The sequence below is a fragment of the Neobacillus niacini NBRC 15566 genome, assembly GCF_001591505.1.
In the GTDB taxonomy this organism is placed as follows: domain Bacteria; phylum Bacillota; class Bacilli; order Bacillales; family Cytobacillaceae; genus Neobacillus; species Neobacillus niacini.
Genome location: NZ_BCVA01000029.1, coordinates 50,998 through 71,878, shown reverse-complemented (window position 1 = coordinate 71,878; position 20,881 = coordinate 50,998). Strand labels below are relative to the sequence as shown.

Here is a 20,881-nt window from a genome sequence, read left to right as displayed (position 1 = left end):
GGACAAATTCACTGTGTCACCTAAAAGCGACTTTATTAATTTATCATAGCCAACATGTAAAGTCAATAACTTTTTTCGAGTTATTTATTTACGTCAGCAGCGACGTTTATTAATATACCAACATATGATTCAAAAGTCAACACACTATTTTAAATTAATTCTTTCTTTTTTTTAAGAGATATTTATCCTTTCTTCCTGCTTTTATTATCTCTTCTCATGTACTTCAGACATTCATTTGGTGAGGCTACTCTTTTAAATAGGGTAAATAAAATCTTATACCGCTCTTCCATTGCGCGCTTTACTATATGGTCAATACGATTATCTTTTAAATCAAATAAGATTTCATCCATCTCTCGCTTAATCAGGTATTCCATTTCTTTTACTTCTTTTTCATTTATGAGAAGCCCAAACATTGAATCATCCTTTACGAATTATGTAGTTATAGTAGTCTTTTCCAAATTAGTAAAATTTATAATTATTTTTTTCTTAATCATATTAATTTAAAAATACGCATAGGTATGAGACAAGGATAGCAATGGACGAGGTGGTATATATGAATTTCTTTTTTGTATTAAATAGTAGATCTGTAAAACAAACCATTTTGATTGTAGTCGCTGCTTTTTTTACCGCATTGTTTTTATTTATGGGAAATCTCTCGTTATCTCCAGTTTTTTCAACAAAGGACGGTCCTAAAGCTGTCTATCGCGGGGAAAAGGATATAGCTCTAACCTTTAATATTGGTTGGGGTGATGAAAAAGCAGAACCCATTTTGGATGCACTAAAAAAGGAAAACGTCAAAGCAGCAACCTTCTTTTTAGCTGGTTCATGGGCTGAGCGGCATCCGGATATAGTTAGCAGGATTGTCAAGGAAGGTTACGAAATTGGGATTCTTGGGTATGCCTATGAAGATTATACAGAATTAGAAGATGTGAAAATCGGAAAGGATATTTCAAAAGCAAAGGAAGCCTTCAGAAAGTTAAATATTAAGGACATCAAGCTTCTACGGGCTCCTACTGGTCATTTTGATCAACGTTCCTTAAAAATAGCGGAACGATATGGGTACACGATGGTTCATTGGAGTGTAGATTCTAAGGATTGGACCAACCCTGGGGTAAAGCAAATACAAGAGAATGTAAAGAAGGCTGCTAAAGGAGATATCATTCTTCTCCATGCCTCAGATTCAGCTAAACAGACGGCAAATGCTTTACCAGGAATCATTCAAGACTTGCAGGGAAAGGGACTTAAACTAGTAACAGTATCACAGCTAATTGCTAATGGCGTTGTTGAGTCAAGGGAAATTAAATAATATAAACGAAAACCGCTCACTAATTTTACAAAGCGTATACTTGTATGGTGCAAAACGGTAAATCATAGACAAATCAAATAGCAAATCACATCAGCTTCAAAGTACATTCCACAGTCAAAAGGCTTAGAGATGCAAATATCTCTAAGCTTTTTTTAAAGAAACCACCCCAAAGTTGCACAAGTTCAATAGCTGCTAAATCAAGTTTGATAAATAAGCGGAGGAATTTCTACTAAATTGGGAAATATCACTGAAAATGCCTAAATAGACGGAAGGATTCCGACTATCGACACGAATATATGGAAATGTGAAATTTTGCCTTGCTTTATCGAAAAATCTCCGCTTATATACACCGAACGGGCTCTGTTCTGCAGTCTAACCGAAAAATCTCCGCTTAAAATCACTGGTTACTCAATTAAGAATAAGCCTTCCTAACCAAGCAAACCTCATTTAGATGCGTTGAGGGGACCATCATTTTGCAACACGTACTAAATCACAAACATTCACACGATCAAGAAAAAACGCACTATGAATTATAATGTGAATTCAAGTGCGCTTTTTTATGTGTTTTATATTGTTTGAACCTCTAAATTTTAATGGACGGTTTTTTTGCTTAATTTTTTCGGAGATTTTGTTTTTTTATTACTAGAAGAAGATTGCTTACTTTGTCTATGCTGCTGGGACTGCATATTTAGTTTATGAAGAATTAATAGTTGATACGCATTACAAGCTAATAAGGAAAACAACATTAAATAAACCCAGCTAGGTTCATTTACTCGTAACACAGGGAACCATTCTATAACAGTTACAACAATCATGAAAAAGAGTGCTGGAATAAATGCTTCACGATTGGTTTGTTTCGCCTTAAACCAAGCAGTAACTAACGAAGGAATTAGCAGCAAGGCTGCCAGCACGATATATGATAGGAGGCTTTCCCCTGTTTTTGCAAAGGTCTCATAGCGCAAATATACAACGTCAAATAACACAAATAGAATTAATATAACTTGAACTCCATTCCAAAGTGAAACGGATTTAAAAATACCTAAACCAAAACGGTGAACCGTTAAGTAGGCGAAAAAGCCCATTTGACTAACCACACTATAAAGAATGCCCCATAAAATAAACCAAAAAAGGGCAGATAATATATTGATCACGCGAAAATCGATAAAATAGTGCACATATTCATTCCAATTGATAATAAAACCTACAATTGCTGATGTAATTCCGCCAATTAAAAGCGTAGTCATAAACAGCCTGACCCAAATACGACTCGTCACACAATTATCCTCCAATAACAAAAAATAAATACCATACTGATTGTACCAATCCGAATATAAAAAATCCATCTTTTCAATTTCTTTACGCATAATCTAAGGTGCTTTTCTTCATCCTAAAAATTAAGGACTATTATGTGAAAGGAGCTTTTTTAAATGAAAGCAAAAAAGCTGATGCTCCCCTTGCTGATCACTATGCTTCTGTCTAGTTGTGCTTCTCCTGAAGCTAGCGGTGGAGATCAAATAGATTATGAAGCAACAAAGAAAATGGTTGTTGATATACTTAAAACAGATGACGGCAAGAAAGCACTACAAGAGGTTATGTCTGATGAAAAAATGAAAGAAACGCTAGTAATGGACCAGAAAGTGGTGTCTGATACCATTCAGCAAACCCTAACCTCTGATGCTGCGACAGAATTTTGGAAGAAAACCTTTAGTGACGCCAAATTCGCAGAGGGCGTAGCAAAAAACATGAGATCCGAGAATGAAAAACTTTTAAAGGATTTAATGAAAGATCCTGAGTATAGAGCCATGATGATAGAGGTTTTTAAAGAACCAGAAATTCAGAAAGAAATGGCAGATGCGCTAAAAAGCAAAGAATATCGAGAACATCTTCAAACCGTTATCTCTGAAACACTTGAAAGCCCTCTTTTTAAAGTAAAAATGCAGGAATTACTCTTAAAAGCCGCTGAGGAAACACAGAAAGAAGAAGAGAAAAAATAAAGAGCTTGGGATTTCAAAAAAATGCCTCTTCCGCGGTTGGAAGAGGCATTCTTTTATTTATTTAAACGACTTGTCATTTTTTCCGCAATCTCTAGATAAATTTTTCCTAATTTATGATCTTCTTGATAGATTGATGGCGCAAAATCCTCGTCATTCCAATCAGGCTGATTGAGCGGTAAACGGCCAAGCACTTCTGAGTTTAAATCCTCGGCTAATTTATCTCCGCCGCCTTTACCGAATACATATTCTTTTTCACCTGTCAGTTTACTTTCAAAGTAAGCCATATTTTCGATAATCCCTAAAATCTCATGATCGGTACGCAATGCCATCGCCCCAGCACGTGCCGCAACAAATGCCGCAGTTGGGTGTGGAGTGGTTACAATCACTTCTTTACAAGCAGGAAGCATCGTATGAACATCTAATGCGACATCTCCTGTTCCAGGAGGCAGGTCTAATAGTAAGTATTCAATTTCTCCCCATTCGACTTCATTAAAGAAGCTATTTAGCATTTTCCCTAACATCGGCCCGCGCCAGATGATCGGAGAATTATCTTCTACAAAAAAGCCCATGGAAATGACTTTTACCCCAAAACGTTCAACAGGAAGAATTTTTTCTCCTCTGACAACTGGTCTTTTGGTAATTCCCATCATATCCGGAACACTAAAACCATAAATATCTGCGTCAATTAATCCAACTTTTTTACCTAGTCGCTCGAGTGCCACGGCAAGGTTAACCGAGACGGTGGATTTACCGACCCCGCCCTTACCACTAGCAATGGCGATAAAAGTTGTTTTATTAGAAGAAAGTAATCCCTTGTCTTCTGATTCACTTGCATTAGCGCGGTGTTCCGCTAATACCGCTTCAGGCAGTTCACTAAAACGGATTCCAACCGTTTGGGCACCAGCCTCTTTCAGCAAATTAACCACTTGTGTTTGAAGCTGTAATTGTTCAGCGGTTCCAGTTTTCGCAATCTGTAATTTTACGCTGACATGGCTTTTCTCTTCTTTGATTTTTACTTCTTCTATTGCATTTAATTCATCTAACGTTTTATGTAAAAATGGTTCTTTTAAGCTGCCTAGTACTTCACGGACTTTTATTTCTGTTAACATGTAAACAAACACCTCACCTTATGAATTCGTTTCCAGTTTTCAGTATACCATATTCTTTTCTAGAAGCAGTTAAATGAATCACATCCACTATGATTTCAAAAAAAAGAAGGTGTTTAGACACCTTTATTCATCCTCGATCTTTAATTCCTTTTCATTGGTGAAATATCGAAGGACACCTTGATAGATGGAAGCTGCTATTTTCTCCTGGTAGGCCTCCTTCTTTAATTGCTCTCTTTCATTTGGATTTGAAAGGAAGCCTACCTCCACTAACACCCCAGGCTTTTTAGCATTTTTTAAAATATAGACGGAATTAATAGGCTTCGCTTTTCTCGTTGTATTTTCTAAATTAACAATCAGTTCATCCTGAATGAATTTTGCTGCTTTGGCATTTTCTTTGAAATGAGGAGCATAAAATGTTTGCGCTCCACTCCATCTTGAAGAAGGAATAGCGTTCAAGTGAATGCTGACAAAAAAATCATTATCGGAATTGTTTATCATTTTTAAACGTTTTTTTAAATCTTCTACTTTTCTCCTACTGTATCCTTTTGTTCCTTCATCAGCTAGATCTTTATCTGTTTCACGGGTCATGACCACTAAGGCTCCCTGTTCTTGTAAATAGTCTCTGACCTTTAATGAAATATCCAAGGCAATATCTTTTTCTAACACTTTGGAATTTCCTGCTCCACCATCTGGACCGCCATGGCCAGGATCGAGTAAAATGATTTTGCCGGATAACGGGAGATTCCAAGAATCGCCCCACGTATCCTCTTTAACAAAATCATATTGTAAGATCAAAAATAACAGAAGTAAACCAACTGAGAAACCAATGACCTTAAATTTTTTCTTTGACACCCAAATCATTCCTTCCCGCTCGTCCCTATTCACTTTACTATATGGGACAAGGGGACTGTTTAGAACAGGAAGAAATGTTAAACCCAGGATTATCGCTAATCCTGGTGCTTGAATATGCCATTTGATTAATGCAATCGCAGCTTTCGGCGTCGCTGAGCTTTTTCATACCCTTCTTTCCACCAGGTATCAATATACCCCTCACAGGAATAATAAAGGGTTTCACTCATGGTCCCTTCTTCACCATTTCCCCAATATAGGAGAAAATTGTAGAGCGTATCAATTAAATGCTTCTCTTCTCTATAACAACGTTTTCGAACATCATCTATATTTTCACCGTAATAACCAAATTTGCTAAATTTAGCTCCTAATAAGTAAGCTTCTAATGCTACATCATAACAGGCTTCTTCAATGCCTGTATTCATGATAAAAGTTGACGCAATTCTGGATGAGCCAAAATATTGCTGCACCCGTTCTTTTAACATTTTAACAGACAAGTCCTTTAAAACGGACCGCTCGTATTTGATTTGTTTATCGCGACGCTTTTCTTTAAAGGTAGTAATGACAGTCACTCTTTTCACCTCTTAGGACTATTCTTCATCCTATAGGCATAAGAAATTCAAATTCATCAGCGTTTTCAATTGCCAATTTTTATTGAATCTTGTCGTCTTTAGTCCAAATAATTGAAAACGTGCTTCCCCTGTTGCTGCTTTCTGATAAAATTAAATCTCCATCAAGGGCTTTTGCAAGCATTTTACTGAAAGGCAAACCTAAACCAAGACCTCTTACCTTTAATTTTTTCTTTTCACCACGGAAAAATCTTTCAAATACATAAGGCTGTTCTTCTTCTGGAATTCCAGATCCCGTATCTAATATGTCAATACCGCAATCTGTCAGCCTTACTATTATTGAACCCTGGCCATCAATTGATTGATAGGCGTTGTTTAACAGGTTAATCATGATTTGCTGTAACCGCAATGGATCGATGTACCGGTACAAGGTTTCATTAGGCACATTGACTTGATAATCAATCGGTTGAGGCTGTGTGACCGCCCATGCACGGACAATGTTCTCTATAAGCTCATTCAAGTTGTGATTTTCTAGTCTGATGGAAAAGGCCCCTGCAGCTAAGGAATTAAAATCTAATAAATCTGCAATCATGGTTTGGAGCCGAGTGACTTCCTTGAGTGTAATATCCAGAAACTCTTCCCTTTCCTCACCCGTGACAACTCCATCACGCACTGCTTGGATCAGTCCGCTAATGGAGGTTACAGGTGTTTTTAGATCATGTGTAACACCCGCTAATAATTCAGCACGAAGTTCTTCAAGCTGGCTCAGGCGCTTCGTCATCTCCGCAAAGGAACTGACGAGTTCATAAATTTCCTGTTCGTTCGATTCTAAATTTAAGTTAAGCTCATAATTCCCCTCTTTGATTTGCGCCGCCGCATGTGCAACATCTTGGATCGGCCTTAGTATTTTCTTCGAGAGCAGGTATATCACAAGCCAACCTAATAATCCTAAGCCTCCTAATAAAATAAATAATAGACGATATTCCTGATTAACCTCTGACAATTCCTCTCCGCTTTGCATTAACACAACCCAGCCAATTTGGTCGTGATTTTTCATAATCGGAGATTTGACAGCATACATGACACCGATATCTTCTACATCGAGCCTTTGTATGGTTTCTTTATTCTCAAAAACCTCACCGGGAATTTCAATTTTGTTCTGATTCCGCGGCCCCATTCGTCCAGGGTTCATATGCCGCGGTCTTGAAAAAATCTCTTCTCCCTTTAAATTTGTGATGAATAGCTCTGGCTCTTTTTCCAATTGAAGGACTCTAGCTCGTTCCTCCAGCATACGATTGAAAAATGGATCAACCTCCATCATTCCATTTGATTGAGTTACTCGGTTTGCAGTTTCAACCGCTAAATATTCCATTAACTTCAAGCGATTCTCCAAGGTGGCTTTTTGAATCCACCATAAAGATCCGGCACCTAACAGGACTAATCCAATAATTAGCGTAACAAGGTATCTTGTTGTCCAATACGTAAGTAATGTTGTTCGTTTCTTATTTTTCATAAACACAGAATTGATACCCCAATCCCCGATGGGTACGTATTTCGCCTTGCGAGACTGGCCATTCACACAATGCTTGCCGTATCCGTTTTATTGCTAAATCAACAGCACGATCACTGCCTTCATAATCCATTCCCCAGACACTTTCGATAAGGTCGTCTCTTGTAAAGGTTCTATTTGGCCTTTCTGCTAAAAAGATAAGCAAACTGAGGTCTTTAGGTGTTAAAATAACCACTTCTCCATTGATAGTTACAACATGAGAATCAAGGTTTATTTTTAAACTGCCAAACTGCTTACTGTTTTCTGTATCAAGAACATTTGCTGAACGCCGCAGCACAGCATTCACACGTGCTATGACTTCCTCACCAACAAATGGTTTTGTGATATAATCATCTGCTCCTTGATTTAATCCCTTAAGACGATAATCAATATCCCCTAGAGCGGTTAGCATAATCACTGGACAGGCACTAATTTTTCGAATATCTTCCAGAATACTCCAGCCGTCTCTACCTGGCAGCATAACGTCAAGTAATACAAGATTTGGACAATTTTCATGAAATAAACGCAATGCTTCATCTCCATCGTAGGCTTGTACGACATGATAGCCTGCATGCTGTAAGTAAACAGCCAACACTCTCGAGATTGTCTGTTCATCTTCAACAACCAAAATGGTTTTCATTACTTAAACAACCTCCAATCTCTTTAACTATACTAGAAAATCCTCGGGTGGAATATACCGAGGATTTTGACTAATATAGTTTAAACTCCCATATTGCTACTAAGAGCGGTGCCACCTACTCCTTGTTGCCCTTCGCCGCCTTTATGCATATCGCCGCCATGTCCACCGCCTCTATGACCTGGACCGCCCATTCTCTTGCCAAACATTCCGAATGAGTCATTACCGAGTAGTTCTTTTAACTTCGCAGCATCCTTTTTTTCTATTTCACTTATTATTTCTTGTGTTGATTTATCCGTAGCAGCGATTCCCAAATCTTTTGCTAATTTTGCTATTTTTTGATCTCGCACTTCATCAGCAATCTGTTGAATCGTTTTTGCGTCGATCGTAATATTATATTCCTTTGCGTCCGCTAATACTTTTGCCTTGTAAACTTCTTGGGCAATTTCGTTCATTTCCTTTCCTTCTACACTTATACCTAGTTCTTTTGCCTCCTTATTAATGGTTGCGGTATATACTTCCTGTGTTAATGTGGTTAAATCTTTCCCTTCAGTTGTAATTCCTAACTCTTTTGCCTTCTTATTCAGATCAGCTTGTCTAATATCCTTCATTAATGTTTCTGCATCTTTACCATCAGTTGTTACTCCTAGTGCTTTTGCTTCTTTTTGAAGCTCAGCTAAGCGGATTTCCTGAAGCAGTGATCGTGCATCCTTTCCATCTGACTTAATATCTAATGCCTTAGCTTTCTCTTGCAATTTGGCTAATTGTACTTCTTTTGCAAGAGTATTAATATCCTTATCAGTTGTCTTGATACCTAAATCCTTCGCTTCCTGCTTTATACGTGCTGCTTGGATTTCCTCCATTAACGTTTCTGCGTCTTTGCCGCTGGTTTCAATTCCCAAGCTCTTTGCTTGGGCCAATAGTTCTTCTGAATCCATACCCATATGCCCAAAACCCATCATGCCTTTAAAGCCCTTTATCATATTTTCAACCTTTGTACCCGTGCTGCTCGTTGTGTCATCGTTTGCAAGCGTGGTAGTTGCATAACCTCCTAGCAATAAGACACCTGCAACCGTTAACCCCCATACAGATTTTTTCATTTAAATTACCTCCTGATTTTAGCAGGCTCATGTACTTGCTGAACCTTGTACAATTACTTTAACGCCCAAATAAGTCAGGAGGATGTCAAATGAAAATATTTTTCTAAACATAAAAAGACCTCAACCATATTGGATGAGTGTCTTTTTATGTTGCATAATTGAAGGGTTTTCCTTGTGAAGTTTATTTCAATATCTACTTTATTCTAATACGCTTTTCAATAGAGGATACATTTCCATCACCTATACGGCTCATTGAAATACTACGATCACAGATTGCCTCTACATCATTGCGGTCATGTGTAACCAAAATACATGTGATACCGGTTTTTTTCAGGATTGAGCGAAGTTCTAACCTGATTGAGTCTTTTAAATCGGAATCTAAATTACTAAAAGGTTCATCCATTAACAGCACTTTAGGCTGTGGGGCAAGTGCACGAGCCAAAGCAATTCGTTGCTGCTGTCCACCGCTCAATTCATGAGGATATCGTAGCTCAAACTCTTCCATTTGAACGAGCTCGAGCATTTCTTTCAGACGTGATTTACGCTCATTTCTGCTCGTACGCACGAGCCCAAAAAGGAGATTATCCTTTACTGTCATATGCGGAAACAGGACATAATCTTGAAAGACCATACCTACGCTCCGATCTTCCGGCTGAACAAATAGCTTTTCAGTCACTACTGGAGCTTCTGCTATATGAATAGCACCTTTATTTGGTATCTCCAGTCCTGCAATCAGCCGAAGCAGTGTACTTTTTCCACTCCCACTTTGCCCTAAGATACCCACAATCTCGCCCTTATTCATAGAAAAAGAAAAATCGTTAATGACAGGTTCCTTTGATTTCGTAAATGAAAAAGTCAGCCCCTTGATCTCTAAAATTTTCATTTTTTCACCCTCTTATCTATCAAATGAAAAACAACTACAGACATGGTGCTGATCGCGATAATCATCAGGGAAGGAATTGCTGCCTCATGAATCATCTCATCTTTTGCATATTGAAAAGTTTTGGTCGCCAATGTCTCGAAGTTAAATGGCCTTAATAACAATACTAAGGGCAATTCCTTACAAATTTCAACAAATGTTAAAATAAAGCCGCTGAATAGTGCGCCTTTAATTAATGGTAATTCCACTCTAAAAAACGTTTTCGTTATTCCATGGCCTAGTAATCTAGAGGCCTCGGTATATTTCGTACCTATCTTTTCAAAACCCACTTCAACCGCATTATACCCTGTAGCCATAAAACGAATAACGTAACCAACAATCAGCATTACAATTGACATGCTTAAAAGTAACGGTGCATCCCCGAGCCCCATATAGGAGTAAAGCGGTGCCAGTGTTTCATCAAGTTGTATGAAGACAGCTAATACACCAATAGCAATAATAGCACCAGGTATTGAATAACCAGAAGTAATCACTTTTGACAATATATATGGAAATGCCCATTTTGATCGGCATACATTCGCAATGATAGTAGCAACAATAATGATGATGGCTGTAGAAATTGCTGCTATAGAAACTGTCTGAGTCAATAAAGTAAAAAAGGATATGTCCCAAACCTTATCAAACGTCAACCCAGCCCAGGCAATTAGTTGAAATAAAGGGATGATAAATCCTAAAGATAATACAATAGTACAAAACATAAAAGCTGCTGCAGCTGGTACACCTTTTAATTTAATAGGAACAAGCGGTTTGGACTTATTACTTAGATGGTATCTCTTTCTTTGTCTAAGCAATCTCTCTAAAATGAATACTCCAATGATGATAAACATAAGCCAAGCAGCGAGCCGCATAGCTGTATCCACATCATACATACCGAACCATGTTTGAAAAATTGCGGTAGTAATCGTGTGAATTCCAAAATAGCTGGTAACTCCGTAGTCACTCAGCACCTCAAAAATGACTAATCCTGCTCCACCTATAATGGCTGGTCTAGCAAGCGGAAGCACGATTTTAAAAAATACTGCCGTTGGCTTTCTTCCAAGTAGTCTTGCATTTTCAATATATGATGAACTTTGGCTTTCCAAAAATGCTCTAGCAATAATATAGACATATGGAAACAAAAATATCGTAAAAACGAAAATTGCCCCACGTAAGGAGGAAAATGATAATAGTTCAGGATTAATTTGAACGTCCCATTGATTTCGTAATGTACTTTGAACGATGCCTGTATAACTCAGCATGGTTCGGTAGGTATACGCTGCAATATAAGGCGGAATCGCAAGTGGGAGGATTAATCCCCAGCGAAAAAACTTACGGAACGGAAAATCATACGCTGAAGTCAGCCAAGCAAGTGTAACTCCTAAAAAAATAGTAAGAATCCCGGTAAAGAAAACCAGGATTATGGTGTTTATTACATAATTCCCCAATAAATACTCGCGAATTTGGTACCAATTTTCATTTGGCTCTTGAAATATTTCTAAGAAAACGTAAAGGATGGGCAACAGAATAACTGCTGCCCCTATTAAGCTGATAATCCACCATCCGTTAAGCTCTTTTTTTGCATAGCGCTTAACACTTTCAAGTTTCATCTTTATTTCCAACCTGTCTTATTAAAGATTTCGATTGCTTTTGCATTATGTTCACCCAAGGTTTCAAAATTTAATTCCTGCATTTTGAATTCTCCCCATGATTGAAGTAATTCAGGCTGTTTTGCTTTTGGGTTAACTGGGAACTCATAGTTGTTTGCTGATAAATATTCTTGTGCTTCCACATCTGTCATATATTCAATTAATTTAACCGCATTTTCTTTATTTTTGCTATGTTTTGTTAATCCAATTCCACTGATATTAACGTGAGTACCATTCGTTTCTTGGTTTGGATAAAACACTCCGATACTTTCGGCAACCTTCACTTCTTCCGGATCTTCGGAATTTGCTAGTAAACCAACGTAGTAAGTGTTCATAATGGCTACATCACCAGTCCCAGCTGCAATTGCCTTTGCCTGGTCACGATCACCGCCATCAGGCTGGCGGGCAAAGTTTTTCACAATTCCCTCAGCCCATTGCTCTGCTTTTTCTTCACCATTTAGTTCAATAAAAGAAGCGAGTAACGATTGATTGTATAGGCTTGTTGATGAACGTGCAAGAACCTTACCTTTCCATTGATCATCTGTTAAGTTTTCATATGTAGATAATTCTTCTGGTTTTACTCGGTCTTTCGCATAAACAATAACTCGTGCTCTTGTTGCCATTCCTACCCAGAAGTCCTCTTTATCTCTTAAATTTTCCGGTACATTTTTGTCTATTACTTCTGAGGTTACAGGCTGAAGGATGTCATTCTTTTTTGCATTAGCCAGAACTCCTCCATCCACCGTTAAAAATAAATCCGCTTGTGTGCTTTCCCCTTCACGCTTTAAACGTTCAATTAATTCCTCTGCCTCCGCTTTTACAACATTTACTTTAATCCCTGTTTCTTCCGTAAACATTTTATATACTTCATCATCTGCCTCATAATGTCTGGCAGTATAAACATTAACAACCTCGTTTTTTGTTGTAGTCTTTTTCGTTGTTTCCTTATCTGAATCCGAACTGTTTTGGTTTGAGCCACAGCCAGCCAGACCTACGGCAAGAATTGCACTAGCCATCACAGGTTTAAACCATTTTGTTATATACATTTTTTGTTTCCCCTTTTCAATAGATAATATTTTGTCGTTTAATGATAACCATTTTCAATTACCTTTAGTTTACTGATAACGATTATCATTGTCAATGCATCTTTTGGATTTTTCAAAAAATACAGGGAATAATTAAAAAAGACTCTCAATTAAAATGATTGAGAGTCTATGAAATATGAGTGTGAACATAGGAGCACCACAATCACTTATTTAGGATATGGGGAAACTAATTGTATTCCTGTTATGTGCTTTATTTCTTGAAGGGTAAATAGCAATAAAAAGAGGCACCAAAAATTGGTGGCCTCTTAATCCATATTAATATAATAGATATTTCTCACGAATCTCATTAAATTCATCTAAACCATTCTGCCATGCTGCTTTCATTTCCTCAATACTTTTGCCAGCTTCAATATCAGCACGGATGGAGCCATTACCGACAAGGTTATCAAAGAAGGAGATTCCGGCTGCACTTGGTGCTCTAAATTGGAAATCATTTGGATACATATCATGGATTGTTTTTACGATATACAATCCTGTTTCAAACGGCTTATAAGAGTTTCTGTCTGTAACATGAATTTGAATTCCGTGACTTAATACATTTGCATGTTTTGAAAATGTCGGAATAAATGATGCTGCACGGAATGTAACGCCTGGTAATTTGTAAGAGTTTAACTTGGCCGCTAAGTTGTCACTATTAATAAACGGTGCCCCAATCAATTCAAATGGCTTGGTTGTTCCTCGTCCCTCCGACACATTGGTTCCTTCAATTAGAGCAGCTCCTGGGTAGACAACAGCCGTTTCTAATGTCGGCATGTTTGGTGACGGAAGGACCCATTCTGATGGCGTTTCATCAAAATACATGTTCCGCTTCCAACCATCCATTTCCACTACTGTTAAATCGGCTCCAATCCCAAATTCACTATTGAATAGCTTCGCCAATTCCCCCACGGTCATCCCGTGACGGACAGGAATCGGATATTCACCGATAAACGAAGAATACTTATCCTCAAGTACAGGCCCTTCGACTTTTGTACCGCTGATTGGATTTGGACGATCAAGAACGATAATCGGAATATTGTTCTCTTTTGCCGCTTCCATAGCTAACGCCATTGTATAAATGTATGTGTAGAAACGTGCTCCGACATCTTGAATATCAAATAGCAATACATCAACATTGCTTAACATTTCAGGTGTCGGCTTCTTGGTCTTTCCATATAAGCTGTAAACAGGAAGTCCTGTTTTTTCATCCGTATATTGTTCAACGTACGCACCAGCTTGTGCACTTCCTCGTACACCATGCTCTGGACCATAAAGAGCAGTCAAGTTCACATCGGGGTTATTGAAGAGTAAATCTACGATACTCGTAACGTTTTGATCTACTCCGGTTGGATTAGTAATCAACCCTACGCGTTTATCCTTAATCAAATCTATTTCATCCTGCAACAAAACCTCAACACCCAAACGGAACTTTTTATTCTTTTTCTCTTTATCGTTCTTGGCCATTGCTGCAGAAACCGTAGATAGTAATAAAACGAGAACCAATAAACCTGTAAGCCACTTTTTCAAAACTATCCCTCCTCTTTATTTATTCCCTGCCTAGTATCCTAACCCGTGGTCAAAACTGTATAATACACTACCATCATGGTTATAAAGTGTAACTGGAAGTTTTCCAGTTGGATTGTTCTTTCCAAAAATGGTGTTTGCTGCTGCTTCAAAGCTTGCTGGTCTGAAACCATATTGAACCAGGTAGGCGTCTACATTTGTGTAGGACATAATGTCATATGGATTTCTTGCCCCAACAGCGATAACAGGTACTCCAGTCTCTATGAGTTGTCTTGTCATCACCATTTGACTAGCGTTTTGTGCTCTGCCACTAACACTAGAAGTGTAGGTACCTGCAATGATATATTTCGCACCTTGTACTTGTGCTAACTGCGCTTCAGTAAGTTTATCAGAAGCATTGATATAAACGGCGCCAGCATGGTGCTTTTTAACCTCATTTGCAAGCAAATTAATCGAGAATCCAGAACCTCCAACTACGACAATCTTATCTTCAGGAGAAACGGAAAGCGGAAGAACGGAATCATTTTTTACAAGAGTAATGGACTTTTCTGCTGTTTCTTTTTCAACTGCTTTATGTTCAGCTGACCCTACTACTCTAAGTGCATTCGCTACCTTATCGTCGAGGCTCCTTTCCATTTCAGCCTTAACGATTCCTCTATTTAACTTCAGTGTTAAGATTCTCTCAACTGATTGCTCTAATCTATCTTCTGAAATATCGCCTGAAGCAACAGCCTCATAAATGCCATTAGCTACAGCTTCTATTCCAACCGGCATTAAGAGAATGTCTGTACCTGCTTTAACCGCACGAATTGCTGCGTCAACAGGACCAAAATGATCTGCTATTGCACCCATATTCATGGCATCCGTTACAATAACCCCTTTAAAACCCATTTCTTCGCGCATTAGACCTGTTAATATCTTGTGGGAAAGCGTACCTGGAACAGAGACTTCTGTTCCGTCCTTTTTAGAAATAGCTTTTGTATCGTCTATTTTCGGAAATGTCACGTGTGCAGACATAATCGCATCAATTCCCGCATCCATTGCCTGCTGGAAAGGATATAATTCTACCTTCTTCAAACGATCAATATCATGTGGTACTGATGGAAGTCCTACATGGGAATCAACCGCAGTATCTCCATGGCCAGGAAAATGCTTAGCAGTCGCCGCAGTCCCTGTTTCATGTAGTCCTTTAATATACGCATTTCCTAGGTTAGCAACTAGCTCAGGATCCTCACCAAAAGATCGAACGCCTATAACTGGATTATCTGGATTGTTGTTTACATCCAACACCGGTCCAAAATTCATGTTAATACCCAGTGCATGAAGCTCCTTACCAATTGTCCGTCCAACTTTTTCGGCAAGCTCTTCAGATCTAGCCGCACCTAACGCCATATTCCCAGGCATGTCGGTACCAGTTTGCAGACGTGTAACGATTCCACCTTCCTGATCAATCGAAATCAACAGTCCGTACTTTTCAGCAGCTTCTTGATAGGCACTGACTAACTTTGTTGTTTGATCAGCTGACACCGTATTCTCACGGAATAAAATCACACCGCCAAGATGATAATCCTTTACGAGCTTGGCAATTTCCGGATTCATTTCCGTTACATTTTTCCCCTTCCAGGTTCTAAAATCAGGCATTAGCATTTGTCCGACCTTTTCTTCCATGCTCATCTGCTTGATGGCATTACCGATAAGATCGTAGCGTGCGCCTTCTTCTTTTTCTATAATGACCTTTTCTTGGTTTCCTTTGAATTGAATCGATATTCTATCGTTATAGCTGCCATCGCTGACAGATATAAAGGTTTTACCATTGTGACCAGATAATGTTACCTCTCCATTTTTAGAGACAGAGGCAACATTCTTATTGGACGACTTCCATTTTAAATTTTCAGAGGCCAACAGAAATCGGCCATCATCATAAATATGAAGCGCGTTTAAAGCAAGTTTGTTATCCGTCACTTCCCGTGTAACTTGTGGCACATTTAGGTCTATCACTAAATCTTTAATGTCCGAAGCAGCTACTGCACCTGAAATTGGAATTCCTGTTAACAAAAGTGCGATTGCTAGAAACGAGGTGAATACTGTCTTTACTAATTTTCGCATGTTTCTCCTCCTCAATTGGTTCTTTATTTAATAATCTCTTAGTTCCCATTCGTTTTTAGAAAAGGCAAGAGTGTTTCCTGAATCTAGTTTTGGATTCTGAATATACCATCCACGTGAATTTGTAGATCCATCCGTTCGATAGACAAATCGTAATTTTGTTGCATCACTAGGGATTGGCAATTCTTTCTTTTCCCAGCCATTACTTGTGCCTGTTAAGAGAGCAAGTTGCTGCCAACTGCCATCTCTAAAAATCTCTACAGACCCACTATCCCAAACATTCTCAATCCTATGCCATGTCGAAAAGGTGAGTTTGCTATCCTCAGATAAACTAAGATCAGTTTCCATAACTCGATTAAGCTTGTCACCGTACCCGGCAAACCAAGCTTCACCTTTATCAGGAATAGATACAGGAATGGAGTCGGCAACATTCCTAGCAAATAGACGACGGGTTTGATTCATTGATCCCATGTTTCTTGATGGATGGACTCGGTTGGTTAGTAAAATCGCTACTGTTTTATTATTAGGGCTTACTACAATCGATGTCCCGGTATACCCTGTATGTCCAAATGAGTATGTACCTTCTGATAAAGCATCCATATACCAGCCCTGACCGAGTTCCCAACCTAGTCCATGGTCATTACCAGGGAACGCTGCATTCTGATTTTCCAGCAGCAACTGTACGGTTTCTGGTTTTAAGATTCTATTACTTCCATACTCGCCTCCATTTATAAAAATATGGGCAAGTTTAGCAAGATCATTTGCTGTAGAGAACACGCCGGCATGGCCGGCAACCCCATCCAATGACCAAGCATTCTCATCATGAACTTCTCCCCATACAAGACCGCGATTAGGAATTGCCTGGTATTCTGTCGCAGCAATGCGGTGTTTTAAGGAAGCCGGCGGGTTATACATGGTATCCTTCATTCCTAAAGGCTCTGTTATATATTCGTAGATGAATTCATCCTGGCGCTGATTAGACCAGTGCTCTACTAACATCCCTAATGTAATCATGTTTAGATCACTATATTCGTATTTCGTACCGGGTGTATTTTTCAATGGTTGGTTTAAGACGGCTTTCAACCTATCATCTCTAGAATTCCCTTGTGAATATAAAGGAATCCAAGCAGTGAACCCAGAAGTATGAGTTAACAGCTGGCGAATTGTTACGTTTTCTTTTCCGTTTGCTGCAAAGTCAGGAATATGTTTTGCAACTGGATCATCAAGATTGAAGTATCCCTTTTCAAAAAGAATCATGACAGCAGTAGCGGTAAAAATCTTGCTAATGGACGCCAAATCAAAGATTGTGTCAGTTTCCATTGGAATTGGATTTTTCATTTCAGTGAACTTACCATCGGTGTACTTTGCTGAATAGCCGTAAGCGTCAGTCTTAACAATTTTTCCAGCTCTTGCTACAAATGTGACTGCACCCGGCATTAATTTTTGTGAAATAGCTTGGTTCATAATTTGATCAATTTGCTGGAGTGGAGCCTTCATCATTCCTGCCCCTCGTGCAGAGCTTGGATGAAGTACGCTCGAAACAGGGATGATAGTTGAGTTCCATGTAAAGGCTGGGTGCGGGTTCTTAGATGGGATTGTGAGTTTCTCTTCCTTTTCAATCGTGGGTCCATAAGGCAGTTCAGTGTTGGCAAATACAGTTGATGTCCCCAGCAGCATAGTACAAGCAGCAGTTATTATAAGAGTTTTTCTTTTCATATGCCCTCCTTGACTGAATTGTAGGCGGGATTTCCCCGTGTTCACCAAAATACTGGTAACGTTTACAACTTATAGTAAAAGCATATAGGTAATCATATACAGTCGTCTATACCACTTAAGTCACATAACAGCCGCTTTTACAGGCCAAAAGGATTACGTCGTTAGCATTATTTTTTAAAATAACGAGTAAAATTTTAAAATTTCATTTCAAAGAAGATTAGAATAGATACAATCCTTTAAAAAGATACCTGTTTCAACCTGCTAAAGCAAGTTGTCTAAAACTATTGAATGAGCGGATAGATCTCTTCTTGAGATTTGTCTGTGATTTCTATTCTTAAGGACAAAACTTCCGGCTCTTACTTGAGGTTTGTCCTTCAACCTTCTTGTTGGGGACATATCCTCCAATGCCTTCCTGAGATTTGTCCTTCATCCACCCTATTAAGGACATATCCTCTGCTACCCCTTTGAGACTTATCTTTCATCCCCCCTATTAAGGACAAATCCTCTGCTACCCCTTTGAGATTTGTCTTTCATCCACCCTATGAAGGACATATCTTCTGCTGGCTCCTTGAGATTTGTCCTTCATCCATCCTATTAAGGACATATCTTCCGCTGGTTCCTTGAGATTTGTCCTTCATCCACCCTATTAAGGACATATCCTCTGCTACCCCTTTGAGATTTGTCCTTCATCCATCCTATAAAGGACAAATCTTCCGCTGGTTCCTTGAGGTTTGTCCTTCATCCGCCCTATTAAGGACATATCCTCTGCTAGCCCTTTGAGATTTGTCTTTCATCCGCCCTATTAAGGACATATCCTCCAATGCCTTCCTGAGATTTGTCCTTCATCCTTCCCCATAAAATGAAAAAGTGGACAAAAAAAAGACTCCCAACCAAATTTGGTTGAGAGCCTTTGAGTGTTTGAAAATTAACGTTTTGAGAACTGAGGTGCACGACGTGCGCCTTTAAGTCCGTATTTCTTACGTTCTTTCATACGTGGGTCACGAGTTAGTAGACCTGCACGCTTTAATGTTGGACGATATTCAGGGTCAACTGTAAGTAATGCGCGAGCAATACCATGACGGATTGCGCCCGCTTGACCTGTATATCCACCGCCGCTTACGTTTACAAGAACATCGTAGCTACCTGTTGTTTCAGTAGCAACTAATGGTTGGTTTACAACCATACGTAAAGCTGCAAATGGGATATATTCTTCGATGTCACGTCCGTTAATTGTAATTTTACCTGTACCTGGAACTAAGCGCACACGTGCGACAGAGCTCTTACGACGACCAGTACCAATATATTGAACTTGTGCCAAGTTAATTCCCTCCCTCTTTATTAACCGCGAAGTTCGTAAACTTCAGGTTGTTGTGCTTGGTGCGGATGTTCTGCGCCAGCATATACGTGTAATTTTTTGAATGTTTGACGGCCAAGAGAATTCTTTGGAAGCATACCTTTAACAGCAAGCTCGATCATTTTCTCAGCATAGTTTGTACGCATTTCAAGAGCAGTTCTAGTTTTTAAACCACCTGGGTGCATAGTGTGACGATAGTAGATTTTGTCAGTTAATTTTTTACCAGTTAATTCAACTTTAGAAGCGTTGATAATGATAACATGGTCACCAGTGTCAACATGTGGTGTAAAAGTTGGTTTATTTTTACCGCGTAAGATTGCTGCTACTTCAGAAGCAAGACGACCAAGAGTTTTGCCTTCAGCATCAATCACGTACCATTTACGCTCGATATTGTTGGCGTTAGCCATAAACGTTGTACGCATGAATTTCCCTCCTAATTTAAATCCAAAAAGATTATTTTTTCGCACCATCATAAGCCGTTATCGTTCATTCTGTTCCGGGAATAAACGGCAACGCCATTGTGCGTCATTTTTTAAGTTCATATATTTTCAATCACGATGAAGACTTTCCGGGGCTTTATCGTGGGATTAAAAACACAACCATATAATATAATAAATTCTTTATAGCAAAAAGTCAAGAAAATGTTACACCAGGTTGTGTTGTTATTAAAAATTCATTTAATAATGTACCTTCCAAAGATACAAACCTTGTCCCGGAGCGGTTTTTCCAGCATAACGGCGATCCCTTCTTTCAAGTATCTCCGCTATCTCCTCTGGCTGCCGCTTTCCAGAACCAACCTCAATTAATGTTCCTACTAAAATTCGAACCATATTATATAAAAAGCCATTTCCTACAAAACGAAAACAGAGACTTTCATCTTCTTCTAAAATTTCAATCGTCTCAATCGTTCTAACCTTATCTTCCACTTCCGTCCTTGCGGAACAAAAACTAGAAAAGTCATGTGTACCAAGCAAATAGGTGCACGCGTCTCTCATGGCGGCTAAATTTAAATCATAAGGGTAATGAAAAGCATAATTTCTTTGAAATGGATCCCTTTTTGCCGATTGATATAGAAAATAACGGTATTCTTTTCCACTAGCATCAAATCGGGCATGAAAGGATGGATCTACTTTTTCCACAGAAAGAACAGATATATCCTCCGGCAGCATTGAGTTTATGGCTAATTCCCATTTTTCCGCAGGAAGGGACAAAGGCGAATCAAAATGAATCACCTGGCCTTTAGCATGAACTCCAGCGTCCGTTCTTCCGGAAGCAGCAATTCTCACATGGCTGCTTTTATGAATTTTAGCCAAGACGTTTTCTATTTGACTTTGAACGGTTCGTTTATTTGGTTGAACCTGATATCCTGAAAATCCAGAACCATCGTAGGAAATAATGCATTTATAGCGATTCATTATATA

Annotated in this window: 19 protein-coding genes; 2 read left to right on the top strand and 17 right to left on the bottom strand. The window is 38.8% G+C overall.

All coding sequences use genetic code 11. From position 1 onward, the window contains the following. Positions 1 to 182: 182 nt before the first annotated feature. Positions 183 to 413: a hypothetical protein gene (locus BANA01_RS19235; RefSeq protein ID WP_063254304.1), complete on the bottom strand. Its 231-nt coding sequence runs from the start codon at positions 411 to 413 to the stop codon at positions 183 to 185. A gap of 140 nt (positions 414 to 553) precedes the next feature. On the opposite strand from BANA01_RS19235, the gene pdaB reads away from it, so the two are divergent. Continuing rightward, positions 554 to 1,306 (top strand): polysaccharide deacetylase family sporulation protein PdaB, encoded by a 753-nt coding sequence (pdaB, locus tag BANA01_RS19230; RefSeq protein ID WP_063254303.1) that lies wholly within the window; start codon positions 554 to 556, stop codon positions 1,304 to 1,306. A gap of 590 nt (positions 1,307 to 1,896) precedes the next feature. Here the strand turns inward: pdaB and BANA01_RS19225 are convergent. Next, the gene (locus BANA01_RS19225) at positions 1,897 to 2,580 is read right to left on the bottom strand and encodes a KinB-signaling pathway activation protein (protein ID WP_034676194.1); all 684 of its coding nucleotides are present in this window, start codon (positions 2,578 to 2,580) and stop codon (positions 1,897 to 1,899) included. Between the two features lie 153 nt (positions 2,581 to 2,733). Here BANA01_RS19225 and gerD point away from each other — a divergent pair, with 153 nt between their 5' ends. Continuing rightward, positions 2,734 to 3,300: a spore germination lipoprotein GerD gene (gene gerD, locus BANA01_RS19220; RefSeq protein ID WP_034676189.1), complete on the top strand. Its 567-nt coding sequence runs from the start codon at positions 2,734 to 2,736 to the stop codon at positions 3,298 to 3,300. A 53-nt stretch (positions 3,301 to 3,353) separates the two neighbouring features. Here the strand turns inward: gerD and BANA01_RS19215 are convergent, their stop codons facing one another. The 15 genes from BANA01_RS19215 to truA all read right to left on the bottom strand — a co-directional run bounded on the left by BANA01_RS19215 (position 3,354) and on the right by truA (position 20,875). Next, the gene (locus BANA01_RS19215; protein WP_034676186.1) at positions 3,354 to 4,409 is read right to left on the bottom strand and encodes an Mrp/NBP35 family ATP-binding protein; all 1,056 of its coding nucleotides are present in this window, start codon (positions 4,407 to 4,409) and stop codon (positions 3,354 to 3,356) included. 123 nt (positions 4,410 to 4,532) lie between these two features. Then, positions 4,533 to 5,261, bottom strand: a complete 729-nt coding sequence (gene cwlD, locus BANA01_RS19210) for an N-acetylmuramoyl-L-alanine amidase CwlD (protein ID WP_268875100.1) — start codon at positions 5,259 to 5,261, stop codon at positions 4,533 to 4,535. A 125-nt stretch (positions 5,262 to 5,386) separates the two neighbouring features. Continuing rightward, complete coding sequence (locus BANA01_RS19205) at positions 5,387 to 5,830, bottom strand: YbaK family protein (protein WP_034676180.1); 444 nt, start codon at positions 5,828 to 5,830, stop codon at positions 5,387 to 5,389. A gap of 79 nt (positions 5,831 to 5,909) precedes the next feature. After that, complete coding sequence (locus BANA01_RS19200; RefSeq protein WP_235847182.1) at positions 5,910 to 7,340, bottom strand: sensor histidine kinase; 1,431 nt, start codon at positions 7,338 to 7,340, stop codon at positions 5,910 to 5,912. After that, entirely contained in the window at positions 7,330 to 8,016 is a 687-nt protein-coding gene (locus BANA01_RS19195; protein ID WP_034676175.1) for a response regulator transcription factor, read from the bottom strand. Before BANA01_RS19195 ends, BANA01_RS19200 begins: the two co-directional genes overlap by 11 nt. A gap of 80 nt (positions 8,017 to 8,096) precedes the next feature. Next, positions 8,097 to 9,113 (bottom strand): hypothetical protein, encoded by a 1,017-nt coding sequence (locus BANA01_RS19190; protein ID WP_034676172.1) that lies wholly within the window; start codon positions 9,111 to 9,113, stop codon positions 8,097 to 8,099. A gap of 193 nt (positions 9,114 to 9,306) precedes the next feature. Then, positions 9,307 to 9,996 carry an ABC transporter ATP-binding protein gene (locus BANA01_RS19185; RefSeq protein ID WP_052106395.1) on the bottom strand — a complete coding sequence of 230 codons (690 nt, stop codon included), beginning with the start codon at positions 9,994 to 9,996 and terminating at the stop codon, positions 9,307 to 9,309. Further along, positions 9,993 to 11,639, bottom strand: coding sequence for an ABC transporter permease (locus BANA01_RS19180; RefSeq protein ID WP_034676169.1), 1,647 nt, complete (start codon positions 11,637 to 11,639; stop codon positions 9,993 to 9,995). The genes BANA01_RS19185 and BANA01_RS19180 overlap by 4 nt, the downstream gene beginning before the upstream one ends. A gap of 2 nt (positions 11,640 to 11,641) precedes the next feature. Then, complete coding sequence (locus tag BANA01_RS19175) at positions 11,642 to 12,724, bottom strand: Fe(3+) ABC transporter substrate-binding protein (RefSeq protein WP_034676166.1); 1,083 nt, start codon at positions 12,722 to 12,724, stop codon at positions 11,642 to 11,644. A gap of 315 nt (positions 12,725 to 13,039) precedes the next feature. Further along, positions 13,040 to 14,290, bottom strand: a complete 1,251-nt coding sequence (locus BANA01_RS19170; RefSeq protein WP_034676163.1) for an exo-beta-N-acetylmuramidase NamZ family protein — start codon at positions 14,288 to 14,290, stop codon at positions 13,040 to 13,042. Between the two features lie 30 nt (positions 14,291 to 14,320). Then, positions 14,321 to 16,393: a glycoside hydrolase family 3 protein gene (locus BANA01_RS19165; RefSeq protein ID WP_034676161.1), complete on the bottom strand. Its 2,073-nt coding sequence runs from the start codon at positions 16,391 to 16,393 to the stop codon at positions 14,321 to 14,323. A 27-nt stretch (positions 16,394 to 16,420) separates the two neighbouring features. After that, positions 16,421 to 18,106 carry a serine hydrolase domain-containing protein gene (locus tag BANA01_RS19160; protein ID WP_034676159.1) on the bottom strand — a complete coding sequence of 562 codons (1,686 nt, stop codon included), beginning with the start codon at positions 18,104 to 18,106 and terminating at the stop codon, positions 16,421 to 16,423. A 925-nt stretch (positions 18,107 to 19,031) separates the two neighbouring features. Then, positions 19,032 to 19,424 (bottom strand): 30S ribosomal protein S9, encoded by a 393-nt coding sequence (gene rpsI, locus BANA01_RS19155; protein WP_034676157.1) that lies wholly within the window; start codon positions 19,422 to 19,424, stop codon positions 19,032 to 19,034. A 20-nt stretch (positions 19,425 to 19,444) separates the two neighbouring features. Next, positions 19,445 to 19,882, bottom strand: coding sequence for a 50S ribosomal protein L13 (rplM, locus tag BANA01_RS19150; protein WP_034676154.1), 438 nt, complete (start codon positions 19,880 to 19,882; stop codon positions 19,445 to 19,447). 255 nt (positions 19,883 to 20,137) lie between these two features. Then, on the bottom strand, positions 20,138 to 20,875 hold the full coding sequence (gene truA, locus BANA01_RS19145; protein ID WP_034676152.1) for a tRNA pseudouridine(38-40) synthase TruA: 738 nt from the start codon (positions 20,873 to 20,875) through the stop codon (positions 20,138 to 20,140). Positions 20,876 to 20,881: the final 6 nt, after the last annotated feature.